The organism is Glutamicibacter sp. (genome assembly GCF_050701915.1).
In the GTDB taxonomy this organism is placed as follows: Bacteria; Actinomycetota; Actinomycetes; order Actinomycetales; family Micrococcaceae; genus Glutamicibacter.
Genome location: NZ_JBOGEG010000025.1, coordinates 1 through 12852 on the forward strand (window position 1 = coordinate 1; position 12852 = coordinate 12852).

Here is a 12852-nt window from a genome sequence, read left to right on the forward strand (position 1 = left end):
GGCCAGGCATGAAAGCCTGGCCCCTCCACTTGTTTAAACGCTGTTCCTGTTGACTTGCCTTGCGGCCGGCCTATTATCGAAGTACGGCCGAGAAAGCATCGCACCTGTCCGCAGGACCGGCGATCGCCTCAATAGTATTTGCTGTAATTGCTATTGGAATCGCCTTGTTCACGCTGAATATCCCGTATACCTCGATCAAAGTTCTGCTGATCCTGGTTGCTGTCGCGTTTATTGCCGCCGCCGGGGCAACTATCGCAATCGCCCTGACCCGGTTCAGGCAGTCCAAGGACTGGGGAGACTAGTGGGATGCTTCTTCAGCTTCAATTATTGAAGCGAGTGCCAGGTCTTCAACGGTAAGCATCACGGTGCTATCCCGCCGATCAAATAACTGCAGGGTGATGCTCCGGCCATTGCAGTTCCAAATGCAGACTGGCTGATCTTCATCGTCCCAAGGGCGCTCCGGAGCTCCATACAGTTGGGATAGCTGCGCCTGCAGGACTTCATAGCCGTACTGGGCCACTGGGTCCTGGGGGTTCAGCGAACCGTAGAGGTGGGTGCAGACACTGAGGAATTGCTGACGGTAAGTATCCCAAAAACTCACCATTGTTCCTGGCAGGCCGAGGTCTAAGCTCGTCATTTGATGTGGTGAATCGTGGTCTTCGGCATCAACGTTGGTACCCGAAACGAATCCAAGGGCACCTAACAAGACTTCACGCTCAACTTCGGTCTTGGGCCAAGGGCCTTGGACCAGGCCCTGAACAATAAGCAGGAGGTCGCGGGGACCAGGGGACAAGCTTGGGGCTGAGTCTGGTTGCAGCATACTGCGAGCCTACCTTTGACGCATGGTCTCTCGGAAGATGCCCGTGTAATTGTGCTCCGCTAACAGGTTCTGCATCCGACGCAGATGCTGGGCAGATATCGCCGATGCGAACGGGCCGGGCTCTGCTTTCCCGCCGGTTTCCTGATGACGCAACGACGCTGCTTGACGTGACTGGCCGGGAATCCTACAGTCAAGGCACCGGGGACCTGGCGGTAAGGCTATAGCTACAGGAGCTTCTGATGGGCCAACTGACATTTAGCATCAACGTCACGCTGGATGGCTGTGTAGATCATCGCGAAGGCATCGCCGACGACGAATTGCACGACTACTTCACGCGACTGATGAATGCGCATGGAGCGATGCTCTGGGGGCGTGCCACCTACGAGCTGATGGAAGATTACTGGCCGGCCGTCGCTCATGGAGATATCTCTTCGCCTCCAGCTCTGCTTCGTTGGGCGCAACAGCTGGAGGCGAAGCCCAAGTACGTTGTCTCGAGCACCCGCACCGCGTATTCATGGAATAATTCCCATTTGCTAAGCGGAGATCTACGCGCCTCCGTGCTGAAGCTGAAGGACCAGTACCCCGATGGGGTGCTGCTCGGTAGCGGCAAATTGGCAACGGCTCTGGACCGGATGGAACTCATCGATGAATACCACTTCCTAGTCCATCCAGTTATCGCCGGACATGGTCCAACCCTGTATGAGGCAGGATTGCAGGATTCCCGCCACCTCCAGTTCATATCAGCGCAGCCCCTGGCCAGCGGGGCAATCGCAGCCAGCTATCGGCGCGCAGGCTGAATCCCATGACGATGACGATTTTGCCTTGGAATTTCGGGGCATAATCAGGAAAACGGACACCTTTTCTTGCCGGGTAACTTCGTGTATTGCACGATGGCAGCATGCGCTTGTATGCGCAGGTCGAAGACATGAACGCAGTCGAAGAAATAAGCGTCTGGGCAGAGGCCAATCTACGTTGCCAGAGAGCGAGGATCGCGTAGCGTAGGAATTATGGATACGCTTTTTTTCGCCCATCGCGGCAGCTCCCATAAATATTCGGAGAACACTCGTGCTGCCTATCTGCAGGCCATCGACGAAGGCGCCGATGGAATCGAATGCGACGTCCATCTGAGCAAAGACGGAATCGTCGTCTGCCACCACGATCCAACAGTCGACCGCACCTCGGATTCAACTGGTCTCGTAGCCGGATATACCTTGGCGGAAATGAAAGCCATGGACTTCACCGGAGTCGTTCCGAGCATGGTCCCGGCCGAGTATGGGGCTGAGAATGAACAGCTTATGAGCCTCGGCGAACTTTTCGAGCTCATTGAAGCACGTGGCAAGCCAATTGGCCTGGCTATCGAAATCAAGCATCCAAGCCCATATGGCCACCTGCTCGAAAAGGGTGTGCTGCAGGTTCTCGCAGCCCATGGCTTCGACCCGCAGACGGGCACGGCCGGCTCGCAAGGGCAGATCGCGGTGACCCTGATGAGCTTTGAGCCGAATTCCCTGCGCTATCTGGCACGCACCGTCAGCACTTCACTATTGTGCCAGCTGATGACCGAGGTCAACCCGGACTATGTCCGGCAGCTCATTGATTCCGGCGACCTGGGGCGAGCAGGTGTCTACGATGTTCTTTACCGCTCCGTGACTGAAGGAATCGAACTGATCAACGCAGGAGGAGCTGGCATCATTGGATCCGGGGTCGCCTGGACCCGAGCCAATGAGCATCTTGTGCGCCGATGGCTGGAACAAGGGCTGAAGGCGCGCATCTGGACGGTTGACCGTCCCGCGGATGCGCAATTCCTGGTGGATCTGGGTGTCGGGGAATTGACGAGCAACCGCCCGGCAGAACTGCGCAAAGAATTGGAGCTGAGCTAGGCCACATGAACACCGGAGAAATCGCACAGGTCAACCTGTACCTGCAGGACACGTACATTTTTGCTGCGGAGGCCCGAGTCATTGCAACGGGAAGCGGCGAAGACGGGCAGTGGATTGCCCTGAGCCCCAATATCTTCCATCCCCGTGGTGGAGGCCAGCCCGAAGACTCAGGCACCGTGGACGGGCTGCCTGTCTCAGTCCAGCGCGACGCGAATGCACTGGTGGTCTTGTACGGCGCCGGCGCCCGGCAGGTGGGTGATCAGGTCCTAGCTGAGATCGATGGCGAGCTGCGCCTTTCCCATGCCGCATTGCACACCGCAGGGCACGTCCTGGGCTTCGCTGGCGAAGACCGCGGCTGGCAGCACCAGGGCCACTCGCACTTCCCTGGGCAGTCGCGCCTCGACTTCGATCCGGCCAGCGTCGACCTGCCATTGGGCGATGAGAACGAACGGGCCGCCGCCAAGGCCTGGCTCCAAGGACGCGTCGATGAACTCATCGCTGGCGGCGGAGAAATCACAACGGCCACCGATGCTCAGGGCATCCGTACCGTGAGCATCGCCGGGGTGAATGCCGAACCTTGCGGTGGCACCCACGTGAAGCACCTGAACCAGCTGCAGCACGTCGAGATCGGCGACGCAAAGGTCAAGCGCGGTGTCTACAAGGTCAGGTACGATGCACGCCACGTCCGCTAGCTGGTTCACTCCGGCGACCAGGATGGGCCTTTCCATCGCGATCGCCACCGGGCTCTACGGCATTTCCTTCGGGGCCCTGTCCATTGCTGCAGGACTGGATCTGTGGCAAACCGTTGCCTTGAGCGCCTTGATGTTCACCGGCGGATCGCAGTTCGCCTTTATCGGCGTGATCTCAGGCGGAGGTGCTGCCTCGGCAGCGTTCTCCGCCGCTTCGCTGCTGGGAATCCGCAATGCCGTGTACGGGATGCAGATCAAGCAGGCATTGCGGCCTTTGGGACGGCATGTGCCCTGGATGGCCCAGGTGACCATCGATGAATCCACCGCAGTCAGCTTGGGGCAATCGGACCTGGCCGAGAAGCGCCGTGGTTTCTTCACCGCCGGGGTGGGCGTCTACGTCCTGTGGAATCTGTTCACCCTCGTCGGAGCCTTGCTCGGAGAACGCATGGGGGACCCCGCGGCTTGGGGGCTCGATGGCGCCGCGGTCGCCGCCTTCATCGGTTTGCTCTGGCCGCGCTTGAAGTCAGTTGAACCGGTCATGATCGCGATTGCGGCCGCAATCCTCACCGCGCTGGCTGTGCCGGTCACCGCGCCGGGCTTGCCGATTCTGGTAACCGCGGCCTGCGCTGCGATCTACGCGGTGGCCACCGGCCGCCGGACCCCGGCTGCGACCGAGCACGGCGATCTGGAAAGCATTGAGGAGGACCAGCCTTGAGCGAATTGAGCTGGTGGATTCTGGGAGCCTGCCTGACGGCCTACGCAATCAAGCTCTGCGGCTACTTTGTGCCACGCAGGGTTTTGGACTCGCCGACCATGTCCCATGTCGCGGCCACGCTGACCATCGCGTTGCTCGCCTCATTGGTGACGGTCAATGCCTTCACCTCGGGGCAAGAACTGGTTATTGACGCCCGTATCGGTGCCCTCGCGGCTGCGATTATCGCCCTGGCTTTCAAAGCACCCTATCTTGTCGTCGTTGTCGTGGGTGCGCTGGCGGCCATCGTCTTGAGGGCGAGCGGACTAGCTGCCTAAATATTGCCTGCAAGGCTGATGACAAGCTCAAGGCGTAGTGGGACAGTGGAAGCATGATTGTAGCTTTCTCAGTAGCGCCCAGTAATGACAACCCCAACGGTTCGGTCCACGACGCAGTGGCCGAAGCGGTGAAAGTCGTCCGCGATTCCGGCCTTCCTAATCGCACCAGCTCCATGTTCACCGAGATCGAAGGTGAATGGGACGAGGTCATGGAGGTGGTCAAGCAGGCCACCATGGCTGCCGGCCGATTCGGTTCGCGCGTATCGCTGGTGCTGAAAGCCGATATTCGGCCCGGTTACGAAGGTGAGCTTGACGGCAAAATCCAGCGGCTGGAGAAGGCTATTAAGGATAGTGAGGAGAACATGTCGTCATGATCCACCATTCAGCCGAACACCATGCCGCAGCCGTTGATGAATACTTGGAACGGGAGCTGGGGCTACGCGTTGATGCCTTGGAAGCAGGCCGCGAGCATTCCCATAGCGCCGGGCTGCCGCGGATTGAAGTCAGCCCTGCCCAGGGAAAGTTCCTCCAGCTGCTCACCGAGATCATAGGTGCCCGCAGGGTCCTTGAAATCGGAACCCTCGGCGGCTACTCGACCAGCTGGCTCGCCCGTGGCGTCGGAGCGACCGGTACCGTCATCAGCTGCGAATTTGAACCCCTGCATGCCTCGATTGCACGTGAGAATTTGCAGCGGGCAGGGCTTTCCGAACGTGTTGAAATCAGGTTGGGTGCGGCTCAGGGTTCCATGGATTCGCTGATTTCCAAGCGCGTTGCACCATTTGACCTGATCTTCATAGATGCCGATAAACGCAACAACGTACCCTACCTCGAACGCGCATTGGAGCTGGCGCATTCAGGCACCGCGCTGGTGCTCGACAATGTGGTGCGCAGCGGTGCGGTCTTGGATGACCCCACCCAGCATGGGACGCAAGAAGCCGATGTTCGCGGAATCCAGGACTCTTTGCGGTGGTTGCGCGACGACCCGCGCGTATCAGCCACCGCGCTGCAGACTGTAGGCGTCAAGGGGTGGGACGGTTTCGCGCTAGCGCGGGTCCTCTAGTGGCTGAAGCTAGTGCGTTGGATAGCGCTCGGGGAGCTCGAATTCGAGTTCCCCGGCTTCGTCGTGCTTGAACGGCGGCGACTTCAGGATCAAGAAGTACACGCCCAATCCGCAAAGAACACCCATCGGCGGGCCTACCCACAGGGCATAACCGGTATTGCGCACCAGGCCAGCAACCACGGGGCCGACCAGCATGGGAACGATGTAGTAGTAGTGGTCTGGTTCGGCAGGGCCCCAGAAGCGTTCGAACCTGGCCAAAATGCTGAAGCCGGCGGCTAAAAGGACGCAGCCGAGCAAAATCACCCAGAAGGTCGAGGAAAGGCTAATGGTCAGGGTCAGGGAACCGACAAGGCCACCGGTCAAGGCAGCGTATTTTGTATTCCGGTTCAAGTCCGACCCCCTTTGAGCCAAAAAGTTTACGACTACATGAATAGTTTTTCAAACATTTGGACAGTCCGCAATACTACTTTAGTAGGAGGGGGCCTTGGTGCGTTGGAAGAAAATAGCGAAGTCACTGCCGTAGGCTAGAGATGTGCCACAAATGAACGACTATCGAATCCGACTGGCTACTGAACAAGACGTCCGCCCAGCGCTGCAAATGAAATTGCAAGCCTGGAGAGAAGCGTACGCCACACTTCGCGATGAATCCTTTTTCGCCCACCACGAAGGCCAACTTGATGGCCAGGTAGCCTGGTGGGAACGCGGGCTGGCATCCGGAGCGCAATTCTTCATCGCGGAAGACCGCGATGGTCGCATCATCGGGTTAGCCGGCGGAACACCGGCCATCGAAGAAGACCAGGACACCGGAGTGGACGTCGAATTGGGCATGCTCTATGTCCTGGAAGAGTACTACGGTACCGGACTGGGCCAGCACCTCTTTGATGTAGTCCTTGGACAGCACGACGCCTTGGTTTGGGTCCTGCAAGGCAACGAGCGGGCCCTGGCCTTCTTCGCGAAGCAGGGATTCACCCCTGATGGGACCAGTGAAGACCTGACTGGCAGCTGGAACGGCTTAATCGAACAACGAATGGTGCGCGCGCGTGGCTAGGGATACCAAGGAATCAATGCTCGGAGAATTTCCGATTGACACCGGAACGGCGATCATTGAAGCTGATCCCTACGGCGCCAGCCGCTATATCCTGAAGGTCAACGGCGTGCCGTCCTCCCATGTGGATCTGGACGACCCGACCTACCTCGATTTCGAGTACATGCGCTGGATGGAACCGGTCTTCGCCATCGGTTTCCCGACCGGGCAATACGACGGCCGCGCCCGCAAACTGCGCGTGCTCCACCTCGGCGGAGGTGGCTGCTCCATGGCCCGCTGGGTCGCGGCCAGCTATGAAAACGCCCGGCAGGTCGTGGTGGAGCTGGATGCCAAGCTGGCAGAGCTGGTGCGCGTCCACTTCGACGTTCCGCGCGCTCCCCTGGTTCGCCTGCGCGTGGGAGACGCAGCCCAGGTGCTGCCCACCTTGAGCGATGCGAGCCGCGATGTGATCATCCGCGATGTCTTTGCCGGAAGCACCACCCCGCGCGTGCTGACCACGGCGGACTACGCCCGCGAAGCCCAGCGCGTGCTGGATGCCGGTGGCGTCTACATCATGAATTGCGGCGATACCGCGGACCTTTCCGGGGCCAAGGCAGAAGCCGCGACGCTGCTGGAGGTCTTCGAGCATGTGGCGATGGTCGCCGACCCGCCGATGCTCAAGGGCCGCCGTTACGGGAACATCGTGTTCCTGGCCAGCGACGAACCGCTCAAGCTCGGCCCTGCATTCGAACGCAGCCTGCGTACCGCGCCGTTGCCGGCGCAGCTGGTTTCCGGGGCGGCAGTGCAGCGCTTCGCCACCGGGGCTGCGCCGATCACCGGCTAGCTCCCGGTCCCCATCCGGTAGCCGCTACCGTCTGCCGCGCGCTGCAGCAGGCCGTGGTCAACCATGTAGCGGCGGAGCAGCGCGACATCCGGGTGGAATACCCGCAGGCGTTCGTTGAGCTGCTCTTCGCGCAGTTCGTCCTCGGCTCCAATCACCGCATTGCGCAGGTAGACCAGCACTTCGTGGCGGTCCGCTGGTTTCGCTGGGAGGGCATGGAGCCTGTGCCCGTCGAAGAAGCGGCGGATCCCGTTGCGGTCGGCCTTCGCAGCCGAGGCAGAAGCCAAGGTCTTCTCCAGCAGTTCATCGTTCAGCGCCCAGCCGGACCCCTCTTGGCGGAGAAGCCCGATGCTGGCCCAACGCTCCAAGTCCTTGCGTTCGGACTTATTGGCCGGCTCGGGTACCCCGCACCCGCTCAATACCGCCCCGAGAAGCCGCCGCATCGAGGGGTTCTTCAAGCCTGCGGCCACCTGGATCCACTGCCCAGCGGGGTTCTGCTGTTCGCTCATAGAGCCCATCCTAGCCAGTTCCCGCCGGTGCGAAGGCAAAAAACGCCCCGCCATCGCCGGAGCAATGACGGGGCGCCTGAGGGGCCGCGGGGCTACTTGACCCCGGCCCACATCTCAATCAGGCCGATGCCGAAGAACAGCACGAAGGCCGCGGAAACAACCCACATCAATGGGTGGATTTCCTTGGCACGGCCCTGGGTGGCGCGGATGAAGACGTAGGAGATGAAGCCAGCGCCGATGCCGTTGGCGATCGAGTAGGTGAATGGCATCAGGGTGAAGGTCAGGAAGGCCGGCAGCGCGATGCCCCAGTCGTTCCAGTCGATCTTGGAGATCTGGGTGATCATCATGAAGCCGACGACCACCAGTGCCGGAGCCACGGCTTCGAAAGGCACCAGGTAGATCAGCGGGCTCAGGAACATTGCGACGATCATCAGCAGGCCGGTGACTACCGAGGCCAGGCCGGTACGCGCGCCTTCGCCAATGCCGGCGCCGGACTCCACGAAGATCTGCGCCGAGGAGCTGGAGGTGCCGCCGCCGACGATCGCGCCGGCCGCGTCCACCAGCAGGACCTTGTCCACGTCGGGGATCTGCCCGTTCTCGTCCATGGAACCGGCTTCGGAAGCCAAGCCCACCATGGTGCCCATGGCATCGAAGAAGATCGAGAGCAGGATGACGAAGGCCAGCAGCGAAGCGGCAGTGACGCCGATCTTGCTGAAGGCGCCGAACACGCTGACCTGGCCGATCAGCGACAGGTCCGGAAGGGTCCACTCCGGCAGCGAAGGAACCACCAGCGACCAGGTATTGGTTTCCATCTCGCCGACGTGGAAGACGGCTTCGAGGATGTTGGCAAGGATCGCGGAAGCGACAATGCCGATCAGGATCGCGCCCTTGACCTTGCGCACCACCAGGGCCATGGTCAGCAGCAGGCCAACGACGAAGACCAGGATCGGCCAGCCCATCAGCTCGCCATCGAAGCCCAGGCCCACCGGAACGGTGGTGTTCGCGGCATCCGGAAGGCGCTGGACGAAGCCGGCGTTGACCAGGCCGATCAGTGCGATGAACATGCCGATGCCCACCACGATCGCGGTCTTCAATCCGGCTGGAACCGCGTTGAACACCGCGGTCCGGAATCCTGTGAGCACCAGGCCGAACATGACCACACCCGCAATGAGCACCAAGCCCATGACATCGGCCCAGGTCAGTTCCGGGTTGGTTGCCACAGTGATAGCGACGAAGGCATTCACGCCCAAGCCGGTAGCCATGGCGAATGGGTGGCGGGCCCAGATGCCCATCAGGATGGTCAGGATGCCGGCGACAAACGCGGTCACCGCGGCAACGCGCTGGATGCCCAACTCGCCGCCCGAGGAATCGGCACCGGAAAGAACCAGCGGGTTGAGGACGACGATGTAGCTCATCGCGAAGAAGGTGGCGATGCCGCCGCGAACTTCGGTAGAGAACGTTGAACGCCGTTCCGAAATCTTGAAGTATCGGTCGATGCGCGCGGCCATAGCATTCCCGGACGCGGTTTGTGTGGAGGAGGACATGGAAAAATTCTATGACGTTTTAGGCACTGATTCATATCGATCTGAGCGTTCAGTAGGCTGTACGCGAAAACTTTAGACCCAACTCACACCTAGAACTGCGGAAGCAAGTACATTGGTGGTAAGGGAAATCACATCCCGTTATATCTGAGGTAGTTGAGGAGCGAGTCTGATGAGTGACGAAGCACCAGTCGCAGCAGAGAAGATTGAAGGAATTGTCGTTGGCGTGGACGGATCCCAGCAGAGCAGATGTGCTTTGCGCTGGGCCGAGCGCGAAGCGGTACGCCGCGGCAGCGTGTTGAATATCGTGTCCGCTTACACCATCCCGGTGTTCGCCGCGTCCTCCATGGACGCCGGCTATTCGACCCTGGATGATGACCTGATCCGTGGGGGAGCCGAGGACATTGTGCGCCAGGCCCGCGCTGACCTTGAAGGCAGCACGGCGACCATCCGCACCTATATCGAATCCGGTGACCCGTCGGGCGTGCTGCTGGACCTGAGCCAGGACGCCGAATTGGTAGTTGTCGGAACCCGTGGCCGCGGCGGCTTTGTTGGCCGCCTGCTTGGCTCGGTTTCCTCGGCGCTGCCAGCGCACTCCAAGTGCCCTACTGTCGTGGTTCCGCTGGCCATGGCCAAGGAGCAAGAAGAGGCCGGCGCCGCGGTAGCGCCCGACCGCAACTGCATCGTGGTCGGCGTTGACGGGTCTGACCGCGCTCGTTCAGCGGTGCTGGCGGCCGCGGACGCGGCTATTGCCAGCGACCTGACGCTGCGCCTGATCTGCGCGGTGCCGCCGGTGGGGGCGGCGCTGGCATGGATGCCAGCGACCGTGGACCAAGAAGCCGTGCTGGAAGACGTGCGTTACCAGATGAGTGTGGGCGCTAAATGGCTGAGGTCGCACTATCCGGCGCTGAAGATGGAAACCGATGTGGTCTCCGGGCCTCCCGTTGAGGTGCTGATCCGCGAATCCGAGCATGCGGTACTGACCGTGACCGGCTCGCGTGGCCGCGGCGGCTTTACCGGGATGCTGCTTGGTTCAACCTCGCAGGGCGTCTTGCACCACTCCAAGGGCCCGGTGATGGTCGTGCCGGACTCGGATGACCCTCGCCTGGAGAACCGCAAGGACTTCGATACGCGGGAGCAGGAGCAGTGACCGTGCCCCTGTAGCCAGAATGCAGGAAGGCCGCACACCCAAAGGGCGTGCGGCCTTCCTGCTCGAGGGGATCTCGCTTAGTAGCGGGCTGCCTTCGGGTAGAGGTTGTTGACGTAGCTCAGTGGAGTCACCGAGATGCCGACGCTCGGGTTGCGAGCGTGGACTACCTGTCCGTTGCCGATGTAGATAGCTACGTGGTAGAACGAGGAACCGCCGTTGGAAGACGAGAACACCAGGTCGCCTGGGCGCAGGTTGCTCAGCGACACGTACTGCGGAGCGCTAGCGAACTGCTGGGACGAGGTACGTGGCAGGCTGATTCCGGACTTGCCGAAGGCTCGCTGAGAGAAGCTCGAGCAGTCAAAGGCATCGGGACCGTTGGCGCCGTAGACGTAGTACTTGCTCGGATCATCTGCGGTCTTCAAGGCCCAGGAAAACGCTGCAGAGTAGTTGTTGCTGGACTGCGGAGCGACCTCAGGCTTCGGCTCTGGCTTAGGTGCTGGCTTTGGTTCCGGCTTAGGCGTCGGCTTCGGGGTGACCTTCGGCTTTGGCTCCGGCTTTGGTTCCGGCTTAGGCGTCGGCTTCGGGGTGACCTTCGGCTTTGGCTCCGGCTTTGGTTCCGGCTTAGGCGTCGGCTTCGGGGTGACCTTCGGCTTTGGTTCGGCCTTTTTGGTTGGCTCTGGCTTCGGTTCGGCCTTTTTGGTTGGCTCTGGCTTCGGTTCGGCCTTTTTGGTTGGCTCTGGCTTTGGCTCGGCCTTTTTGATTGGCTCTGGCTTCGGCGCTACGGGAGGCTGGACAGCTTCCGGTTCCTCTTCAACCTTCTCGGGCTTCGGCTTGACCGTTTCCTCTTCAGGTTCGGTCTGCTCCAGCTCACGTGGCTTTTCAACCGAGAGCGGCTGAATGGAGTCTTGCTTCGCTTCGGGAACCTTGGCGGTTTCCTCTTCGGCGATAGCGTCCGCGAGAGCTTCTTCCTGCTCCTGCGCTTCGCGCTCTTCAACCGCCTGGCGAACCTCGGACTCTTCCTTCTGCTTCAAGGTAGCGAGGTGGCCGATCAAGTCATCGCGCAGCTGCTTCTCAGGTGCGATAGCTGCTTCGTAGGTGGATAGGGTGCTGTTCGCGGTCGCTGCGGCTGCGTCATAGTTGGCTGCAGCTTCTTCGGCGGCGTTCTGCGCCGCATCAGCATATTCCTGCCAAGCCGAAACGAGGCCTTCGGCCTCGGTGGCGGTGTTGACGGACTGAACCTTCTGTTCGCTCAATGCGTCGATGGTAGCGGCCTTGTAGAACAGGTCGCCTTCCTGGTTGTCGTCAAGGAGCAGGCTCAGGGTCGAGGTGCCTGCGCCATTGCGGTAGATATCCGAAGCGATAGCGCCCAGATCGTTGCGGCTCTGCTCCAGGTAAGTCTTGGCGTACTCGAGCTGTTCAACGGCCTTCTCGGCCGCAGCGGTGCGCAGATCGCGCTCTTCGCCGGCGGTGAGCAGGGATTCCTGAGCCTGAGCGGCCTCAGTTTCAACGCGCTGCAGTTCGGCGCGGCTGGAAGCCAGGGATGCTTCGATGCGCGCGATCATCGCGTTCGTCGAAGCCTTATCCTTCTTTGCTTCCTGGACTTCTGCGTCCGAAGGCAGCGCGGAAGCGTTAGGTGCGGCAGTGATAGCCACAGACTGAGGAAGCAGAGCTGAAGTAGATGCGGAAGCGGGCAGAGCGCCTGCAATGCAGGACACCGCTAGGGCTAGGGTGCTTGCAGCAACACCGAGCGTGTGGCGAGTAGCCATATCGTTCCTCACTAAGTACTTGGATGACGCGGAGTGCGTGAGTCGTGACCTTCACCGATGAGTAGGTCACGATTCGGATAAGACTCCAAATAGCACATTAGGCCAATTAAGACACGCTTGGCAACAATGTTCACATCAGTCACATGAATCCCATCCGTGTAATTCACCTGGGTATTCTGCGGTGATCTGCGTAGATAGCGGCATTTGGGATCTGTGTGGCTGATCAAGAGTGGCTGGGAAATTACTTAGACATGTATCTCGCCCCGTTACCAAGGCATTGATCGTCATGAAGCTTGGGTAACGTGCGGGACGGATAAATATGGCTACAAAAAAGGGGTGCCTTTAAAAGGGGAGGGTACTCCCGAAGCGCGCAAAGCCCCTTACGTTGCCGGCGGGCGCTAGCTTCGTGCTTCGCTTGCGGCCTCGGCTCGTTGGGTCCGCTTCGGAGCCGCTGGCTCCCAGGGTGTAGTCGCTTCGAGTGGGGATGCGGGACCGCGCTCCTAACCGGCAATCTCCCCGCTGCCCTTGGCGCTTGGCGGCGGCACC

Annotated in this window: 16 protein-coding genes; 11 read left to right on the top strand and 5 right to left on the bottom strand. The window is 60.6% G+C overall.

The annotated features are described in order from the left end of the window. The first annotated feature begins 164 nt into the window (after positions 1–164). Entirely contained in the window at positions 165–302 is a 138-nt protein-coding gene (locus tag ACRDT3_RS13640) for a hypothetical protein (RefSeq protein WP_431493497.1), read from the top strand. Here ACRDT3_RS13640 and ACRDT3_RS13645 read toward each other — a convergent pair. Next, positions 299–820, bottom strand: a complete 522-nt coding sequence (locus ACRDT3_RS13645) for a hypothetical protein (RefSeq protein WP_431493498.1) — start codon at positions 818–820, stop codon at positions 299–301. The genes ACRDT3_RS13640 and ACRDT3_RS13645 overlap by 4 nt on opposite strands. Positions 821–1059: 239 nt before the next feature. Between ACRDT3_RS13645 and ACRDT3_RS13650 the strand changes: the two genes are divergently transcribed. The 7 genes from ACRDT3_RS13650 (at position 1060) to ACRDT3_RS13680 (ending at position 5475) form a co-directional block, all read left to right on the top strand. Further along, a complete protein-coding gene (locus ACRDT3_RS13650; RefSeq protein WP_431493499.1) occupies positions 1060–1617 on the top strand; it encodes a dihydrofolate reductase family protein in 558 nt (185 codons plus the stop codon). Positions 1618–1827: 210 nt separating this feature from the next. Continuing rightward, entirely contained in the window at positions 1828–2697 is an 870-nt protein-coding gene (locus ACRDT3_RS13655) for a glycerophosphodiester phosphodiesterase (RefSeq protein ID WP_431493500.1), read from the top strand. Positions 2698–2702: 5 nt separating this feature from the next. Next, complete coding sequence (locus ACRDT3_RS13660) at positions 2703–3389, top strand: hypothetical protein (protein WP_402697445.1); 687 nt, start codon at positions 2703–2705, stop codon at positions 3387–3389. Beyond that, positions 3370–4101 carry an AzlC family ABC transporter permease gene (locus tag ACRDT3_RS13665; RefSeq protein WP_286134236.1) on the top strand — a complete coding sequence of 244 codons (732 nt, stop codon included), beginning with the start codon at positions 3370–3372 and terminating at the stop codon, positions 4099–4101. The genes ACRDT3_RS13660 and ACRDT3_RS13665 overlap by 20 nt, the downstream gene beginning before the upstream one ends. Continuing rightward, positions 4098–4415 carry an AzlD domain-containing protein gene (locus ACRDT3_RS13670; RefSeq protein WP_431493501.1) on the top strand — a complete coding sequence of 106 codons (318 nt, stop codon included), beginning with the start codon at positions 4098–4100 and terminating at the stop codon, positions 4413–4415. Before ACRDT3_RS13665 ends, ACRDT3_RS13670 begins: the two co-directional genes overlap by 4 nt. 53 nt (positions 4416–4468) lie before the next feature. Continuing rightward, the gene (locus ACRDT3_RS13675) at positions 4469–4789 is read left to right on the top strand and encodes a thiamine-binding protein (RefSeq protein WP_073707284.1); all 321 of its coding nucleotides are present in this window, start codon (positions 4469–4471) and stop codon (positions 4787–4789) included. Then, complete coding sequence (locus ACRDT3_RS13680) at positions 4786–5475, top strand: O-methyltransferase (RefSeq protein ID WP_431493502.1); 690 nt, start codon at positions 4786–4788, stop codon at positions 5473–5475. The genes ACRDT3_RS13675 and ACRDT3_RS13680 overlap by 4 nt, the downstream gene beginning before the upstream one ends. Before the next feature lie 9 nt (positions 5476–5484). On the opposite strand, the gene ACRDT3_RS13685 is transcribed toward ACRDT3_RS13680, so the two are convergent. Next, positions 5485–5865: a hypothetical protein gene (locus ACRDT3_RS13685; RefSeq protein WP_431493503.1), complete on the bottom strand. Its 381-nt coding sequence runs from the start codon at positions 5863–5865 to the stop codon at positions 5485–5487. 151 nt (positions 5866–6016) lie between these two features. Here ACRDT3_RS13685 and ACRDT3_RS13690 point away from each other — a divergent pair, with 151 nt between their 5' ends. Together ACRDT3_RS13690 and ACRDT3_RS13695 are read left to right on the top strand one after the other, a co-directional pair. Continuing rightward, the gene (locus tag ACRDT3_RS13690) at positions 6017–6523 is read left to right on the top strand and encodes an N-acetyltransferase family protein (protein ID WP_431493504.1); all 507 of its coding nucleotides are present in this window, start codon (positions 6017–6019) and stop codon (positions 6521–6523) included. A gap of 16 nt (positions 6524–6539) precedes the next feature. Next, entirely contained in the window at positions 6540–7343 is an 804-nt protein-coding gene (locus tag ACRDT3_RS13695; RefSeq protein WP_431493505.1) for a spermidine synthase, read from the top strand. Here the strand turns inward: ACRDT3_RS13695 and ACRDT3_RS13700 are convergent. Beyond that, a complete protein-coding gene (locus ACRDT3_RS13700) occupies positions 7340–7849 on the bottom strand; it encodes a DUF2087 domain-containing protein (protein ID WP_431493506.1) in 510 nt (169 codons plus the stop codon). The two genes, ACRDT3_RS13695 and ACRDT3_RS13700, sit on opposite strands and share 4 nt — an antisense overlap. Before the next feature lie 92 nt (positions 7850–7941). Continuing rightward, complete coding sequence (locus ACRDT3_RS13705; protein WP_431493507.1) at positions 7942–9393, bottom strand: NCS2 family permease; 1452 nt, start codon at positions 9391–9393, stop codon at positions 7942–7944. 169 nt (positions 9394–9562) lie between these two features. Here ACRDT3_RS13705 and ACRDT3_RS13710 point away from each other — a divergent pair, with 169 nt between their 5' ends. Then, a complete protein-coding gene (locus ACRDT3_RS13710) occupies positions 9563–10540 on the top strand; it encodes a universal stress protein (protein ID WP_431493508.1) in 978 nt (325 codons plus the stop codon). Positions 10541–10617: 77 nt separating this feature from the next. On the opposite strand, the gene ACRDT3_RS13715 is transcribed toward ACRDT3_RS13710, so the two are convergent. Beyond that, positions 10618–12306: an NlpC/P60 family protein gene (locus tag ACRDT3_RS13715; RefSeq protein WP_431493509.1), complete on the bottom strand. Its 1689-nt coding sequence runs from the start codon at positions 12304–12306 to the stop codon at positions 10618–10620. Positions 12307–12852: the final 546 nt, after the last annotated feature.